Here is a 17,927-nt window from a genome sequence, read left to right as displayed (position 1 = left end):
TGGGATTATTTTCTCCTCTTAGACTCAGAAATATTCAACATATTTTTAACACAAAAATAGCCCTCTCCGCTACCAGAGAAGGCATATGTTTCTATTTTCCAATCTTCTTAATTTTTGAGTATTTTGAAATGCTTAGCAATAGCCCCAATGATGATAGCAACACCACCAAGGCTGTTCCTCCATAACTTATCATTGGTAATTGCATTCCTGTGGTTGGGAACGTATTTGTATTTACTGCCACATTAATTAAAACTTGAACTGCCACAAGACCGACCAACCCCGTCGCAACCAATGATCCAAATAGGTCATCCGCATCAACTGCAATCATCAATCCTCGCACCACGAGCAATGCGTAAATAAGAAGCACACAACTCGCTCCCACAAGACCCAGCTCTTCACAAATTACAGAAAAGATAATGTCGTTGTGTGGCTCTGGCAAAAATCCTTGTTTTTGTATACTACTACCTAGGCCTTGTCCAAATAGTCCCCCTGCTCCTATTGCGTAGAGTGATTGAATAGGCTGATACCCAACATTTTTCGGATCGATCCACGGATCCAGCCAAACTCTAAACCTGTCCAAACGATATTGAGGAAAAACTACTCCCAAAATCCCTGTAGTTTCTACTGCTCTATCTGTAGTTGCTGCAAGATGTAGCCCTAGCCAACCCATTCCCACAGCTCCAAAAAGTCCCGCAACATAATACCACACATCTTTGGTTGCAACAAACATAATAAATACCCCTGCGGCACCTATTACAATTGCAGAACTCATATTTTCAAACAAAACCAATATTGCGGGAACTCCGATAATTGCAAATCCCCCTATCACAAGTGGCCACTTTTCGAGCTTGTTTCTATAATTAACTATAAAAGCTGATACCATCAATATCGTCGCGATCTTTGCAAATTCTGAAGGCTGAACAGTAATAGGCCCAATCATTATCCATCGGGTTGCCCCTTTACTTTCGTGTCCAATCAACGGCAACAATGCCACCAACGCATTCGATGCTATGTAAATTGCCCCCGCAACTTTCATGTTCGAAAAAATTCTGTAATCTACTTTAGATCCTATAAATAACATCGCACAAATTCCCAGTATGGCGAACATGCCCTGCTTTTTAGCAAGGCTAAATGGATCACCATACATCACCAGCGCATGATAGTTACTTGCACTATAAACCATCAGCACTCCAAACGAAACGATTACCAAAATAAGAATGACCAAAACAATGTCTATTCTCTTATCTTTCATCCTTTGCACCCTCTCTCAAAGATAAAGCCACTTGCTTAAATATTTCACCTCGCACTTCATAACTTGGAAACATATCCCAGCTGGCACAAGCCGGAGATAACAAAACGCATTCTCCTCTCTTGGCTTCGTTATATGCCGCTTTTATTGCCTCCTCAAATGTTTCAAAAGCTTCATAGTTATGAAAACCATGCTTTTTGCAAGTTTCTATTATCTGATTTGTAGTTTCTCCAATAATATATAATTTAGCTACACGCCCCTCAAACAACTCGACCCACTCATCAAATTCTATGTGTTTATCAAGCCCTCCTCCGATCAATCTAATCTTTGACTGCATTGCCAGTAGCCCCGGAACTGCCGCGCCCACATTAGTTGCTTTTGAGTCGTTGTAAAATTTAACGTCTGATACTGTTGTTACATACTCTATGCGATGCGCAACACCCCTAAAGTCTAATAATACGCTTCTAATAATTTCTCTAGGGACACCATATGCTCTTGCCATCAGTATTGCCGCCAACGCATTTTCGTAGTTATGTACTCCCAAAATATGAAGTTCATCTATATTGCAAATAACAAAGTTGTCTCCAAGCGTATTGTCCACTAATGCTCCATTTTCTAGATAAACCCCCTTTTCTACAGATTCTTTCGAACTAAATAAAAGTTCAGTTTTGCCGGTCTTCCCAATAAGTTTTGCAAGCTCCGCATCTTCTTTATTGAGAATAACCTTTACATTTTTACCTCCATTTTCAAAAATTCTATATTTTGCTGCCATATAATTTTCCATCGTACCATGTCTATTTAAATGATCTGGTGTAATATTTAATATCGAACAAATTTGACAACTCAAAGTTTCGATTGTTTCTAATTGAAAGCTGCTCAGCTCTGCTATCACAACGCTATCGGCAGTAATATCCTGAACTTCTTCCGAAAATGCACATCCTATGTTTCCAACCACAAAAGTTTTTGGATTATATGCCTTAAATATTTCACCAACCAGTGTTGTTGTTGTCGTTTTTCCATTAGTTCCTGTAATTCCAAGTATTGGCGCCTTACAAAAAGTAGCTGCAAATTCGAATTCACCCACTATGTTCACATTTTCTTTGCGGTAATGCTCTATGATCGGAATGTCTAGAGGAACCCCGGGGCTCACAATAATTTTTTCTATATCATCAATATAACTATCGCGTTTCCCCAAAAATAATTTAACCCCTTTATTCTCTAAATCTATCAGAGCTTGCTTAGTTTCATCGGCAAAATCTTCGAATCGCTTATCATCATATATAGCAACGTTTTGCCCCGCATTAGCCGCCAGCTTTGCCGCTCCTATACCACTTTTTGCGCATCCAATTACCAGTATTTTCATCAATTAACCCTCCTTTGAAATCGCTACAGATCCCACAAAGCTAATTGCTATTGTCGCTAACACAAATAAAATTAGGCTCATCTTTCAATTTCCCTTTCACAATTTTTATTTATATTTTTCTCTAGCAATTAGATAATAACATACTGTACATATCACTATCGGCGCCACAACAAATACTACTAAACTACCCATGTCAACACCTCCACATTAAATCGCAACAAGGCCTATCAGGCACATCACTGCTGTGATTATAGCAAAAACGCTCACTACTTTTGTCTCCTCCCATCCCGATAATTCAAAATGATGGTGAATCGGAGCCATTTTAAATATTCTCTTATGATACATCTTAAAATATCCCACCTGTAATATTACAGATAAGTTTTCTATTACATATATCAATCCTACAATCAAAATAAACAACGGCATCTTGAGTATAAACGAAATCGCTGCAACAAATCCTCCCAATGCCAACGATCCTGTATCTCCCATAAAAACTTTTGCCGGATGCGAATTAAATAACAAAAATCCTAGCAAACTACCTGCCACCGCCGCTGCAAACACGTCTGCGCCACTTCCATAAGCATACGCAACTACAGCAAAAAATGTTGCAATCAAAACCGTAACGCTAGCTGCTAACCCATCAAGCCCATCTGTCAAGTTTACAGCATTCACCACACCCAACACGCCAAATACTAGCAACGGATAATACGCATATCCAATATCTAACAACAAGCCATTGCTAAATGGAATCAATATAGCGGTGTCCATTCCTATATAAAATCTTAATAAATACGCAAAGCCAATAGTTACAAACAGCTGCGCTAACAATTTTTGTGCCGCAGTCAATCCTAGAGAACGCTTCTTAACTACCTTAATATAATCATCTAAAAATCCTATCATTCCAAAACCAAACGTAATAAATAGCACACTCTGTAACTCTCTATTGCCACGCAAAAATAACAAGCTCGTAATAAAAACGCTAGTCAAAATTATAATGCCACCCATCGTTGGTGTTCCAGATTTCTTTAGATGGGTTTGCGGCCCATCATCACGTACATTTTGCCCAAATTTTAGCCTATGCAAAATAGGTATCATTATCGGGCTTACTATTATATTTAGCAGAAACGCTATAACTGCTGCATATATCATATCTCTCTCCATAATCTATTTATCCTTTCTCATCGCTTTTACGACTTCTTCTAAATGCATCCCTCTCGATGCCTTAACCAATACTATGTCACCAGCGTTAATATACTGGCTCCATTCTTTTATAAACAATTCCTTATTTTTAAAATGCTTACTGGTCACATTTTTATTATTTGGTGAATTTATAATCGCATCAGTAATGTAAGCAGCTGCGTCGCCTATGGTAAATACGCAGTTTATCCTCGATGATGCTATATATTCTCCCAAATTTCGATGAATTGATTCGCTATATTTTCCTAACTCAAAGATATCTCCCAAAATTGCTATTTTCCTATTTTTGGTAAGATAATTTCCCAAAACCTTCATTGCTGCTACCATAGAATCATAATTTGCGTTATAGGTATCATCAATCACTGTGAAATTACCTACATTAGTAATATTCATTCTCATTTTTTCAGATTTATAATTTGCAATTCCTTTAATAATTTTATCCCTAGGAATTTCAAGTTTCTCCGCAATAATGATCGCAATCAAAGCGTTTAATGCCATATGCACTCCCGGAGATGGAATTTTAATTTTAAACACAGAGTTTGGAGTATATACGACAGCTTCTGTAAATGCGCCATATGTTACAACGTTAGAGACGCAGTAATCCAGCCTTGGATCAAACCCAAATGTTATCCAATTATCTTGCTTCTTTCCCATTAGCAAAGGTTCGTCACCATTTATAATTACGGTTCCTTCTGGTTTTAACCCTTCTAATATCTCCAGCTTGGCCTTTAAAATTCCTTCTCTCGACTCTAGATGTTCTATATGCGCCGTTCCGATATTCGTAATTACCGCAAAGTCTGGCTTAACAACGCTAGTCAACCTGCTCAACTCTCCAAAATGATTCATTCCCATCTCTATCACACTGACTTGGTCATCTTCAGATAAAGCAAACATAGTTTTTGGAACGCCAATTTCATTATTATAATTGCCAACAGTTTTATGCACTTTAAGCGTCGTTTCCAAAACTGCTGCCACCATTTCCTTTGTCGTAGTCTTTCCCACGCTTCCCGTAATTGCAATAATAGGACGATCTACCTTTGAACTGTAATAACGCGCGACATCTAACAACGCCTTTTGGGTATCTTCTACTGCAATCGTAATTAAATCTTGATGCACCGAATCATTCTCTTTGGAAGTTAAAGTCGCTATTGCTCCCATCGCTTTCACATCATCTATATAATCGTGCCCATTAAATTTTTCTCCAATTAGCGGCACAAACAACCCCTTATTTACCTTTTGACGCGAATCTGTAAAGATTTCTTCAATTACTGTATTGCCAGAATCTTCACTATTTAAACAAATACCTCCTGTTTCCTGAACTAGTTCTTGTATGGATATTTGCATAACATCACCCCTTTGCTAAAAATTCTAAAACCACTTCACTATCATCAAAGTGAATAATTCCATCTTTTAAATGCTGATAGGTCTCGTGTCCCTTCCCTGCAATCAAAATAACATCGTCTTTTTTAGCAAATGATAAAGCTTTAATTATTGCAGTTTTTCTGTCTGATTCAATTTCATATGGTGTAATATGCTTTTTTGCTCCCACTTCTATTTGCCTAATAATCTCATCTGGTTCTTCACTTCTCGGATTATCGGATGTAATATAAACTTTGGTAGAATATTTAGATGCAATTTCCCCCATTATCGGACGTTTCTTATTGTCTCTGTCTCCACCGCACCCAAACACTGTTACTATATCTCCTTTAGCAAACTGCTTTATCGCAGTCAATACATTTTCTAAACCATCTGGTGTATGAGCATAGTCAACCAAAACACTATACCCCTTAGTTGATTGAAAACTTTGAACTCGACCCGGTACTCCTTTTACATTTTTTAATGCTTTTGCTATAAAATCTAATGGCACTCCCAGTTTATAAGCACAAATTATCGCGCACATAGTATTATATACTGTAAACTCTCCTGGTATTGGTACCACGATTTGTAAATCTTTACCATTATATTCTAGCACATATTGCGTTTCATGTGCATGTATCACTATATCTTTTGCAAAAAATGTTGCAGGATTCTTAATTCCATATGTGATCGTCTCTGCTTTACATGAATCTAGCATCACTTTGCTATACGGGCTGTCAACGTTGATAATACTAATTTTACACATCGAAAAAAGCTTTGCCTTTGCCGCCGCATAATTATCCATTGTTTCATGAAAATCTAAGTGATCTTGCGTTAAATTTGTAAATACTCCGATATCAAAATCGCAACCATCCACTCTATTCAAAACTAATGCATGTGAAGAGACCTCCATTATCGCGACATCTACATCTTCTGTGTTCATCTTGCGAAATAATTTTTGCAAATCAATTGATTCGGGCGTGGTTCTTGCGGTTTCCATAACCTGCTTACCAATTCTATTTTCAATGGTTCCGATTACCCCAATTTTTTTACGATACGCTTCCAATATTTCTGCAAGTAAAAATGTAGTGCTGGTCTTTCCGTTAGTTCCGGTAACGCCCACCAAGGCAAGCTCTTTGGATGGATGCCCATAGAAGTTTCCTGCAATAGCTGCCATTACGGCTCTCGTATCTTTTACTCTAACAACAGCAATATTGGCTGCAACAAAAACTGCGTCAGATACTACGATCACTCGCGCACCGTTCTCAATAGCATTTGACACATACTTATGCCCATCACTCATATACCCTTTTATCGCAATAAATAATCCGCATCTCGTTTTTATTCTAGAATCGTAAATTATCTCACTAATATCTCTATTAATATCTCCCTGTTGCAATTCATACTCCACGTTTTCTAGTATTTTTTTAAGCTCCATAACAAACCTCTCTCTACTTTGATTTAACGATGAACGACATTATTATACCACATTATTCCTATTAGGTATATAAAATAATTTTGCTAGTCTTGTTGATGATTTCGCCCTCTGCGGGAAACTGATCTATAACCGTATCTCCCTCGCCAATAATTTCTAGAGTTACGCTATCTCTATATGCCTTAGATTTTGCTTCCTGAATTTTCAGCTCCACAAACTTTGGCACGGTATAAGTCTGAGTTTCTAATAATGTCAGCTCTTTTTTAGTGTATTTTGGCTCTATTCCCAAATACGGCAAAGCGTTTGCTAATACTTCTTTCATAACTGGCCCCGCAATCGTTCCTCCATAGTATACTCCTTTAGGCTCATCAATTAGAACAATCGCAATCACTTTGGGGTCGTCCGCAGGTGCAAAAGCCAAAAACGATGCTATATATTTTCCGGAACCGCGAGGCAGTTTTTGCGATGTTGCAGTTTTTCCGCCAATTTTGTATCCCGGAATATAGCTCTTGTTACCGGTTCCATCTGCAACAACGCTCTCCAAAATAGTTTTCATCTGTTCGCTTACTTCTGGGCTCACAATCTGATTATTAGTTGTATAATCAAATTCTCTGATAATTTGTCCTGCTTCATTTAAAAGGTATTTTCCAAAGTGAGGAATAATTTGCTTTCCACCATTTATAGTTGCCGATGCCGCGCTTAACAATTGAATCGGAGTAATTTGAAATGATTGTCCAAACGAAATCGTTGCTAACTCCACAGGTCCAATTTTTTCTTCTTTATGCATAACCCCTCGCGCTTCTCCAGGAAGATCAATGCCTGTTTTTCTCATTAAGCCCATATCTGCCATATACTGGTAAAAATCTAAGGCTCCAATGGCATCTCCTACCATCATAAATACCGGATTACAAGAGTTTTGTACACCCTGAGTAAACGTTTGATATCCATGCGGATTTGAACTTCTCCAACATTTAATCTTAACTCCCTCAACCATATGATATCCATTACATACAAACGGAGTAGTTGGGGTTACAACGCCTTCTGAAAGTCCAATTGCAGAAGTCACTATTTTAAATGTTGAGCCTGGCTCATATGTATCATTTATCGCAAAGTTGCGCCACATTTCATTCAATTCAGTTTGTTTTTGACCCGCGTCTAAAGTAGACCACATTGCCGCGACCTCTGGATCTTGCACTGTAAATGGGTCGTTTAAATTAAAACTTGGACTATTTGCCATTGCATATATCGCTCCATCGTTTGGATTCATCAATACAATAGTTCCACCCTTTGCTTGCTTTTCTGCCACAACGCTATCAATCGCTTGTTGCGCATATTGCTGAAGCGTAACATCAATTGTGGTTACCAAATCATGACCGTTGATAGGATCTATTCTAATTTCTGCCTCGCTTACTTCGCGTTCACCCTTGCCATTAGTCTGCATTAAAATTTTTCCCGGAGCGCCTTTCAAATATTCATCATACTTAACCTCCAGCCCCACAATTCCTTGATTATCTTTTCCTACAAATCCGAGTGCGTGCGCTGCCAAATTTTCGTATGGATAGTATCTTTGCGAATCTCCATCCACCTTTACTCCCGGTAGGTTTAGCAATCTAATCGAATCTGCAAGCTCCTTATCTACCTTAGTTGCTATTCGTTCAAAGGCAACATGCTTTGTAACCTTCTTATAGACTTCTTCATAATCCTTACCGAGTTTCTCAGCCAGCACCGATGCCACATACTCGGGATCTTCCACCTGAGCCCTTACAACACCAATCGTAAATACCGACGCGCTTGTTGCCAATAAATTTCCGTTTACATCCAATATATCGCCCCTAGTTGGAGTAATATTTCTGTCACGCGTATGCTGATCAAACGCACGCTCTTGCAAAGTTGCGCCTTCGACCACTTGCACATGATATAACCTAGTAATCATAAATATAAATAGACCCACAAAAATTGAGAGCAATATCAACATTCTCTTTTTAATCTTAACAGGTGTTTTATCCATCGTAATTATCCTTTCTTATATTTATTTATTCAACTGCTGCCAAGATTCTCGCAGCAGTTAAATATTAGTTGCCTGTTTTCACAATAATCTTAGAATTCCTATCTATTATTGTTCCTTCAGGCGGTATCTGATTCAAAATTTTTGTATCTTCTTTCCCATGTATTTCCAAATACAACGCGTTTCCTAGCATTCTCTCCGCATCTTCAGGATACAAACCAACTACATTTGGCACATTTACAAGATTTTGTGTCTTCTTCGTTTTCAAATACAACGTTACATTTGCGCTTATCGGAAGCAAAATTCCTGGCGCCGGATATTGCTCTTCAACAATGTTTCCTCCACCTTTTGTACTGATATCTAATTCCAAAGCGTTTATTGTTTCTATTGCAGTATAAATATCCATTCCTTTAATATTTGGCACTTCAGCCAAGCGCGCCTGGGTACGTTTTGTATCTGTTCCGAAAATTTCGAACGACGGCAAAATTTCTTTCATTATAGTACTAAATGCCAATGCGGAGCCACCAATTTCTTCGTACTCTGCCTCATCAATCAATACCATCGCAACAATCTCTGGCTTCTCTATTGGTGTATACCCCACAAACGACAATATTTCTGTCTCCCCATCACGCGGATAGCCTTTCTCTGCCGTTCCCGTCTTTCCACCAATTCTATATCCGGGCACCGCAGCAAATCCGCCAGTCCCCGCAGTAATAACAGTCTCCATATCTGCAGTTAGTAGCTTCGACGTTTCTGTAGAAATTACTTGTCGCTTTACTCTCGGAGTTTTTGTATATATAATACTTCCTGCAGAATCTATAATATGCGATACCACATACGGTTCCACAAGATATCCGCCATTAATCACACTTACAAATCCCGTTAACAATTGCATCGGAGTTAGCTCAAAGGTTTGTCCCATCGATGACGTTGCCTTTTGCAATGGTCCAAAATTTTCTAAGCTATGAATGATTCCTGTTCTCTCTCCGGCAAGGTCTATTCCCGTCTTTTCTAAAAGCCCATACTCCAGCATGTACTTGTGAAATACATCGTTGGGCACCAAGTTTGCGATCTCAATTACTCCCGGATTACAAGAATTTGCCAACACCTGCTCGACAGTCTGAATTCCATGTCCCGGTGCGTACCAACACTTAATGGTTGTCCCTGCCACATTTATCGACCCCGTACAATTTGCTCTAAATTTCTCTGGGATCAAATATCCTGTATCTATAGCTGCAGCTACCATTAACGGCTTAAACGTAGAACCCGGTTCATAAATATGCTGAATATTATAATTTCGCCACGCTGTCTGCAAAGCAACAGACTTTTGCTCACCTGTCATCTCGTCCCATTTTAGACCCAACTGCGCTTGTAAATTACCATACGTATTTGGATCAAACGATGGATACGAATACATTGCGTATATCTCACCCGTATTTGGATTCATAACTATTGCCGACGCTCCAACAGGATCCGACCTTTTTACAAAATCGTTCATCACCCTTTGTACCGTTTGCTGTATTGCTTCATCTACTGTCAACACCAAACTTGAGCCATTCACCGCGGGAACCGTCTTGCTCGTTAGCAATTCGCCATTTGTCATATTAGTAAAAATGCGTCCTTCTTCACCTTTCAAATACGAATTATAAAACTGCTCTAATCCATATTGACCATTTTCTCCATTATAAAAGCCAATCATTGCCGATGCGAAATCATGCTTTGGATAAATTCTCATTGCAGATTGCACATAGCTAACAGCACTCAAACCCAAGTTCACTAGCTTGTCCTTGTCATCAATCGAAATATTTTTCATAAATAATCTATACCGAGTAGTCGGATTTAAATTTATTACCCCTTCGACTTCTGCTATCGATTTTCCCGAAAACGCAGCAAGCTCCGCTACTGTATATGCTCTGGCTTCTTCTGAAACACTTTCTATCAATGTTTTAGGGTCCAAAATTACATCATATGCGATTTGACTGATAGCCAATGTTTTGTGATTTTTATCCAATATACTTCCTCGCAGCGGCTCTAGTATTATGTCTCTAGTGCCCAGCCTCTCCAAAACTGCTAACTCATATTTTTCATTATCATTAAACCAAATGAACAGCATCTTCACTAGCAATAAACTCAACACACTCATATATCCTAGCAACAACATCAATACTCGATTTCTCACCCTCACCCATCGTTTTTTGGGAGTCTCCGGCCTTTCTGAAATCGACATCAGCTTGTTTTTATTTTGCATACGTCACAAAACTTTCTTCCTTTATGTCTATGTAGACTATTTGATGCGCCATAGGTTTGTGCATAGAAAGTTCGTTGATAGCCTTGTCCTCAATTATGTCCAAGTTATATGATTTCGCCAACTCTGATGTCAATTCATTCAGCTTACTTTGTTGTTGTTGCCAAGCTACATTGATAGCTCTCAAATCGTGTTGTTCCTGTATGAGCGTCGCATTCAAATCGATGTAGGCAAAAGAGCTTAAAAACACAGCCGCTCCACATACTATACTTACAACAATATTAGAATTAATCCGCCTCTTGCGTTTTGGTTGCTTCGCCGGAGATAACTGTACTCTCTGGTAATTTTTCAAGTTATACCTCTCCATGTTGTCCTCCATTTACCAAATCTTACATGTTACTTTGCCAAATCTTACATGTTGCTGATGCAGTTACGACCTTGGCTGCTGGTGCAGTTGCAGTCGCAGCTTCCGTTGCATCGGTATTCTCAGCATCTGCTGCTAGTACTCCTCATTTTATCACAGATGCATCCACTTTTGCAATACTTTTTATTACAGCATTTCTCAAATTTTCTGTTACAACATACATAATTCAAATTTTTTCTACAATTCTCAACTTGGCACTTTTAGATCGCGAATTGTTCTCCAACTCTTGCTCTGATGGCAAAATGGGTTTCTTCGTTATTACCTTCACCTGACTCTTTTTATTACACACGCATATCGGAAAATTCGACGGGCATGTGCAAGGATTTTCTAATTCCCTAAACGTATGCTTTACTATTCTATCTTCCAATGAATGAAACGTGATGATGGCCAGCCTGCCTCCCACATTAAGATGCGCAACAATCTCTTTAATCGCTGGTGCAATGATGTCGATCTCTTTATTTACTTCTATTCTTATTGCTTGAAATGTTCGCTTTGCCGGATGCCCTCCTTCTAGTCTTGCAGCCTTTGGAATGGCCTTCTTAATTATTTCGACCAATTCGTATGTTGTATCGATACTTGAGCTTGCCCTCGCTTCGACAATAAATTTTGCTATCCGCCTTGCCCACTTTTCTTCGCCAAAATTTTTTATTACTACAGCCAATTCGTCTTCTGTATATGAGTTTACCACATCAAATGCACTAAATTTTGCATCCTGATTCATTCTCATATCCAATTTCGCATCTCTCATATACGAAAATCCTCGCTCTGCTTCATCCAACTGATACGACGAAACTCCCAAATCTAGCAGCATTCCATCTATTTTGTCGATCTCCAGCTCCTCTAAAACTGCATCTACGTTTGCAAAATTATTCTTGATAACCAAAACTCTATTTGCGGCTTCTGCCAACCTAGCTTCTGCTGTTGCAATTGCTATAGCATCTTGATCAATCCCAACAAGCGTACCCTCAGAATTCAAATGCCTACAAATTTCTGTCGCATGCCCCGCGCCGCCCAATGTTCCATCTACATAAATTCCGTTCGTCTTGATATTAAGCCCTTCAATGCATTCATTTAAAAGTACTGATATATGATTAAATTCCATTTTATGATCCCTTTTCATTTGTCCTCAAAAATTTATCGAGGTTATATTTCTTATCTTTTTAATATTTTACATATTTTAACTATTTAATCAAGGGGCTTTAGCCAAAGATTACCAAAATATCCCCATAATCTATCGACAAAAGATAAAATTATCCATAAAATTTTTCAGTTTACATATTATAATAAAAAAAAGGTTATACTTTGAGTATAATTGAATATATGTGGTTGCTAGAAATAGTCATTTTTAGTGTAAAATATTCAATGCATCAACCAATTTCAAAAACCATAAAAAAATTAAAAATATTCAAAAAATTTTAAAGAATACAGCTAACATATTTGTTAGAATAAAGTTATGTTATAACACATTTATTTAATATAATCATTATGGAGGCGAAAATATGTCAATTATATTAGAAGAAATTTCGGAAGCATTAAAAAAAGGCAAGGCTAAAACTGTAAAAGAAAAAGTTCAACAAGCCATCGATGAGGGAATTCCTCCAAAAACTATACTCGATGATGCCATGCTTAAATCAATGGGCGAAATCGGTGTAAAATTTAAAGCAAACGAAATCTTTGTTCCTGAAGTTTTAGTTGCAGCTAGAGCATTAAACGCTGGCCTAGTTATTCTTGAACCTCTTCTTGCGGCACAAGGTATTGAGCCAATAGGAACCGCGGTTATAGGAACAGTTCGCGGCGATTTACATGATATCGGCAAAAACCTAGTTGCGATGATGCTTCGCGGAGCAGGCCTAGAAGTTATAGACGCTGGTGTTGACGTATCCACCGACAAATTCCTCGAGCTTGCTGAACAAAATAACGCACAAATCATTTGCATGTCATCGCTTCTTACTACTACTATGGAAGCAACTGGTGAAATAATTAAAGAAATGGAAGATCGCGGTGTTCGTAACAAATATAAGATTATGATTGGTGGCGCTCCTGTTACTGCAGAATTTGCGAAAAAAGTCAATGCTGACTATTATACTCCAGACGCAGCAACTGCCGCAGAAGTAGCAAAAGAAATCGTAAGCAGTCACTAAACTTAATAGGAGGTAATTATTTTGAAACAAATTTTATTTGATGTTTTAGAGCATAAAAAAACTGACAGATTACCTTGGGTTCCTTTTGCAGGGGTTCATGCTGGCAAGCTTTTGGGATATGATGCCGAAACAGTTCTCAAAGACAAAGACAAATTGCTTGCTTCTTTATTAGAAGTAAATAAGCTCTATAAACCAGATGGTCAGCCAGTAGTTTTCGACCTTCAATTGGAAGCTGAAATTCTTGGTTGCGAATTGGTCTGGGCCAAAGACGGTCCTCCTTCTGTAAAAACTCACCCACTTGAAGGATCCGAAAACATCATCCCTTGCACATGCAACATTCCTGGACCAGAAGATGGTAGACTTCCAATGGTTCTCGATGTTATGAAATCACTCAAAGAGCAGGTTGGCGATACTACAGCTTTATATGGCCTGATTTGTGGTCCGTTTACTCTCGCATCGCATCTTCGTGGCAATGATATTTTTATGGATCTATACGATGACGAAGACTATGTAAAAAAATTATTAGAGTTTTGTCTATTCGTTGCTAAAGCCATGACAAAAATGTATGTTGATGCTGGCATGGACGTTATTGCTGTTGTTGACCCTCTTGTATCTCAAATTTCAGCAGAACACTTCCAGGAGTTTTTGCACGATCCATTTAGCAAATTATTTGCTTATATCCGAGAACTTGGCGTATATAGCTCATTCTTTGTTTGCGGTAATGCGACCCGAAATATAGCTGTGATGTGCGAAACCAAGCCAGATTCTATTTCTGTAGATGAAAATGTCAACCTTGTTGCAGCCAAAAAGATCACAGACTCCTACAATATAGCTATTGGTGGAAATATTCCTCTAACATCTGTTATGCTTCACGGTACTCAACAAGATAACATGAAATATGTCATCGATCTTGTCGACAAAATAGAAAACAAGACCAATTTAATCATCGCTCCAGGCTGTGATATGCCATATGACGTACCTATAGAAAACAGCATTGGTATCGCTCAAGCAATTTCACAAATGGACGAAATGCGAGAAGCATTAAAAGATTATGTTGCAGTTCAAGAAGATATCCACGTCGATCTACCAGACTATGGAGCGCTCACAAAACCACTCATAGAAGTCTTTACGCTAGATTCTCTAACCTGTGCAGCTTGTACCTATATGATGGCGGCAGTTAACAATGCTAAAGCTGCATTTGGCGACGCAATAGATGTTGTAGAATATAAATTCACTCAAAAAGAAAATATTGCACGCTGCGTAAAAATGGGTGTTACAAACCTTCCTTGTATCTATATCAATGGCCAGCTTAAGTTTTCTTCTATAATTCCAAGCAAAGAAGAGCTTGATCAAGCAATTAATACTGCGATGTAATATATTTTTTTAATTAACCACCAGGATGCTTCACAGTTTCCTTGCGTGGCTTTTTTTATTTTATAGGAGGATGCTATGGATTTATATTTAATGACTGGATTTTTGGGAGCGGGCAAAACTACAACTATTAAAGAATTGTTAACTATTTTTAAGGACAAAAAAGTCGCATTAATTATTAATGAATTTGGCAAAACTGGAGTGGATGGACAAATCCTAACCGACGTTACTGCAAACGTATTTGAAGTTGCCGGCGGATCTATTTTTTGTACATGCAAGATCAGTCACTTCGAAACTGTGTTAGCTGATATTGTAGCGCAAGAGCCAGACATTATTTTGGTCGAAACTTCTGGACTCTCAGATCCCAGCTCCGCATACCAAATTTTGGCACAAGATAAATTTGCCCACATAACGTATAAAGGCTGCATCTGCCTTGTGGATGCTCTCTACTTCAAAAAAGTTATTCACACTGCTCGTGTCTCCAAAAAGCAAGTGCGAATTTCCGATTTAATTGTAATAAACAAAATCGACCTCGCAACCACCGAACAACTCGCCCAGGTTAAGCAACTCATATATGAACTCAACCCTTTTGCTGTAATCGAGCAAACATCATACGGCAAAATTGATTCCACGTGGCTTACCAATCTATGCCTTAGCAAAAAACAATTTAACGAAGCTAACATCAGAGACATTACGCTCATTAGCTACGAACTTACAATTAGTGAATCGTGTACAAAAGAAGAGTTAACTAAATTGCTTGAAAATTTTATAGAAGATACCTATCGTGTCAAAGGATTTTTGAAATTGTGTGGCAAAAATTTCTTGATTAATTGTGTTGGCGACAGTATAATTATTGATGCATATCACGGAAAAGTCTACGAAAACAAAATAATTGTTCTGTCTGGTGGCGGTTTACCTATCGCAACAAGTTTACAACGAACGGAGGAGATGTATTGCAACACTTTATTAAAAATATCCAAGTAAACAAAGACACCATCCATTTTTTTCATAATTACAAAATCAACATTGACAAAGATAGAGTTTTCAAGTCTTTGGATTGCTTTACAGATAGTCCTGTCTATGACATTATGGATGAAATTTATTATGAACTTATTGCTGGTATTGACGATTTGCTCGACGTTACTGCCTCATTCTATATAGAAGATACCAAATCGACTTCCGAAATATGGGAAATCCAAGATTGCAGTCAAACTATTTACACAACAGCCACTATCGGATCACGCATCAGTGAAAAAATTGCCGAGCTGTTTGCTAAGTATGATCAGATCGAAGGCGTGATATTAGATGCCATTGCAACAGAAATTGTTATGGAGATCGGTAACCAACTACATTTTTTAATCTACAATTACATTACCGAAAATGGTTTTGGCGCTGTTATGCTATCTCCAGGTGAATATGGCGCTTCTAGTTCATATCAAAATACTATCAAAAATAAAATGGGTAGCCAAAATAATGTTGATGTTACAGAATCATTTTTGTTAGAACCTATCAAATCGAGTTCTAGAATATACGGCTTAAAGCCAGGCATTCCTGCAGCTCGCGAGCTTCACAATTGCAAAAGCTGCAATGACAATTTATGTAAATGGAGGAGAACTGCTTATGTTAGTACAAGTTAATTTAGACCATGGCACTCTATTAGATGCTTTACGCAAAACTACAATTTATACCAACGCACCCTGCAACGGCCGGGGTGTTTGCGGCAAATGTAAAATCAAAATTACAGAAAATGTCCCCCCCGCCACTGCGATCGAGACAAAATTTTTTTCTGCCGATGAAATAGCCTCGGGCATACGTCTTGCTTGTGCCGTTACAGCTCCCGGAACTTATATAGTCGAATTAGAAGATGCCATCGAAAAAGATAGCTTTAGTATTTTATCCTCCTACGAGGTATTTGAAGAAGTTGCCGAGCTTTGCTACGCAGAAGGCTTTGGTGTCGGAATAGACATAGGCACCACCACAATCGCTATCGAACTTTTTGATTTAGCAACAGGAGAATTACTTAGAACCCACACTTTTCTCAATACACAAAGGACCTACGGTTCCGATGTTATTTCTAGAATTGACTATGCCAATAAAGGTGGAATGGACGATCTTAACGCAAAGATTATTTCTAGTTTAAAAGAAGGGCTTGCCACAATTTTAGGAAACGCAGTTCTCTCAAAAGCCATCATCGCAGGAAATACTACAATGCTTCACTTACTTACCAAAGCAGATTGTAGTGGTCTTGGAATTTACCCTTTTACGGCAAATTTTCTGGATATGAAAGTCGGAGATTTATCACAATTATTAGCGCTATCTGGCGAATATACTCTTTTGGCCGGAATATCTACGTATGTCGGAGCAGATATCTTATCGGGAATTTTGCACACCAATATGCATAAAAACGACGCCATTTGCATACTTATTGATATTGGAACAAATGGTGAAATGGCCATCGGCAACAAACATAACATACTAACTTTAGCCACAGCAGCTGGGCCAGCTTTTGAAGGCGGAAATATCAGTTGCGGTGTCGGAAGCATCGCCGGAGCAATATGTCAGGTAGCTTCAGATGGCCACATTAAAACAATTGGTGACGCCAAAGCTGTTGGAATATGTGGCAGTGGTTTAATTGACGCTATTGCGGTCGCATTAGCAAACGAAACATTAGATGAGACTGGCTCTATCGAAACAGAGGTTATTCATATAGCCGAAGATATATACTTAACTCAAAAAGATATTCGCGAATTTCAGCTTGCAAAATCTGCCATACGAGCTGGCATAGAAGTATTATTAGTTAAATATGGCGTAGCAGCAAGTGAGATTGACCATGTATATCTTGCAGGTGGTTTTGGCAAATTTATTAACCTCGACAATGCAATAAGCATAGGGTTGTTGCCAAATGATTTTGCTGATAAAATTCAAAAAGTAGGAAATACTTCATTAGGAGGAGTTAGAAAATTTCTTTTATATAAAGATATTAAAGATGAGGTTCAGCAAATTAAATCTATTGCAAAAGATTTAAACCTAGCTCATGATCCACTTTTTAATGAATTATTTATGGAACATATGCTTTTTGAATAACCGAACACACCATTTCCACTCCATAAATTGATTTTTTTATATTATAATTTGGGGAGG

14 protein-coding genes are annotated in these 17,927 nt (G+C 38.2%); 5 read left to right on the top strand and 9 right to left on the bottom strand.

The window, feature by feature from the left end:
* Window positions 1–91: 91 nt before the first annotated feature.
* The 9 genes from PCY70_RS06060 to rsmH form a co-directional block, all read right to left on the bottom strand.
* Window positions 92–1,252: an FtsW/RodA/SpoVE family cell cycle protein gene (locus PCY70_RS06060; protein WP_305768803.1), complete on the bottom strand. Its 1,161-nt coding sequence runs from the start codon at window positions 1,250–1,252 to the stop codon at window positions 92–94.
* A complete protein-coding gene (gene murD / locus PCY70_RS06055; protein ID WP_029487853.1) occupies window positions 1,242–2,612 on the bottom strand; it encodes a UDP-N-acetylmuramoyl-L-alanine--D-glutamate ligase in 1,371 nt (456 codons plus the stop codon). The genes PCY70_RS06060 and murD overlap by 11 nt, the downstream gene beginning before the upstream one ends.
* Window positions 2,613–2,819: 207 nt before the next feature.
* Complete coding sequence (gene mraY / locus PCY70_RS06050) at window positions 2,820–3,773, bottom strand: phospho-N-acetylmuramoyl-pentapeptide-transferase (RefSeq protein WP_305768802.1); 954 nt, start codon at window positions 3,771–3,773, stop codon at window positions 2,820–2,822.
* A 3-nt stretch (window positions 3,774–3,776) separates the two neighbouring features.
* A complete protein-coding gene (locus PCY70_RS06045) occupies window positions 3,777–5,153 on the bottom strand; it encodes a UDP-N-acetylmuramoyl-tripeptide--D-alanyl-D-alanine ligase (RefSeq protein ID WP_305768801.1) in 1,377 nt (458 codons plus the stop codon).
* Window positions 5,154–5,157: 4 nt separating this feature from the next.
* Window positions 5,158–6,603, bottom strand: coding sequence for a UDP-N-acetylmuramoyl-L-alanyl-D-glutamate--2,6-diaminopimelate ligase (locus PCY70_RS06040; RefSeq protein WP_305768800.1), 1,446 nt, complete (start codon window positions 6,601–6,603; stop codon window positions 5,158–5,160).
* A 61-nt stretch (window positions 6,604–6,664) separates the two neighbouring features.
* On the bottom strand, window positions 6,665–8,608 hold the full coding sequence (locus PCY70_RS06035; RefSeq protein ID WP_029487850.1) for a penicillin-binding transpeptidase domain-containing protein: 1,944 nt from the start codon (window positions 8,606–8,608) through the stop codon (window positions 6,665–6,667).
* A gap of 64 nt (window positions 8,609–8,672) precedes the next feature.
* Window positions 8,673–10,853 (bottom strand): penicillin-binding transpeptidase domain-containing protein, encoded by a 2,181-nt coding sequence (locus PCY70_RS06030; protein ID WP_305768799.1) that lies wholly within the window; start codon window positions 10,851–10,853, stop codon window positions 8,673–8,675.
* Complete coding sequence (locus tag PCY70_RS06025; protein ID WP_156778387.1) at window positions 10,843–11,202, bottom strand: hypothetical protein; 360 nt, start codon at window positions 11,200–11,202, stop codon at window positions 10,843–10,845. Before PCY70_RS06025 ends, PCY70_RS06030 begins: the two co-directional genes overlap by 11 nt.
* 238 nt (window positions 11,203–11,440) lie before the next feature.
* On the bottom strand, window positions 11,441–12,376 hold the full coding sequence (rsmH, locus tag PCY70_RS06020; protein WP_029487848.1) for a 16S rRNA (cytosine(1402)-N(4))-methyltransferase RsmH: 936 nt from the start codon (window positions 12,374–12,376) through the stop codon (window positions 11,441–11,443).
* Window positions 12,377–12,773: 397 nt separating this feature from the next.
* Here rsmH and PCY70_RS06015 point away from each other — a divergent pair, with 397 nt between their 5' ends.
* The 5 genes from PCY70_RS06015 to PCY70_RS05995 all read left to right on the top strand — a co-directional run bounded on the left by PCY70_RS06015 (window position 12,774) and on the right by PCY70_RS05995 (window position 17,870).
* A complete protein-coding gene (locus tag PCY70_RS06015) occupies window positions 12,774–13,415 on the top strand; it encodes a cobalamin B12-binding domain-containing protein (protein ID WP_305768798.1) in 642 nt (213 codons plus the stop codon).
* Window positions 13,416–13,436: 21 nt separating this feature from the next.
* Complete coding sequence (locus tag PCY70_RS06010) at window positions 13,437–14,789, top strand: uroporphyrinogen decarboxylase family protein (RefSeq protein ID WP_305768797.1); 1,353 nt, start codon at window positions 13,437–13,439, stop codon at window positions 14,787–14,789.
* 75 nt (window positions 14,790–14,864) lie between these two features.
* The gene (locus PCY70_RS06005; protein WP_305768796.1) at window positions 14,865–15,770 is read left to right on the top strand and encodes a CobW family GTP-binding protein; all 906 of its coding nucleotides are present in this window, start codon (window positions 14,865–14,867) and stop codon (window positions 15,768–15,770) included.
* Window positions 15,740–16,423, top strand: a complete 684-nt coding sequence (locus tag PCY70_RS06000) for a hypothetical protein (protein ID WP_305768795.1) — start codon at window positions 15,740–15,742, stop codon at window positions 16,421–16,423. Before PCY70_RS06005 ends, PCY70_RS06000 begins: the two co-directional genes overlap by 31 nt.
* On the top strand, window positions 16,407–17,870 hold the full coding sequence (locus PCY70_RS05995) for an ASKHA domain-containing protein (protein WP_044149320.1): 1,464 nt from the start codon (window positions 16,407–16,409) through the stop codon (window positions 17,868–17,870). Before PCY70_RS06000 ends, PCY70_RS05995 begins: the two co-directional genes overlap by 17 nt.
* The last annotated feature ends 57 nt before the right edge of the window (window positions 17,871–17,927 follow it).

The sequence above is a fragment of the Candidatus Epulonipiscium viviparus genome (assembly GCF_030708075.1).
In the GTDB taxonomy this organism is placed as follows: domain Bacteria; phylum Bacillota; class Clostridia; order Lachnospirales; family Cellulosilyticaceae; genus Epulonipiscioides; species Epulonipiscioides viviparus.
Note: the sequence above shows the minus strand (reverse complement) of the source record. Positions and strands in the feature narration are given on the sequence as shown.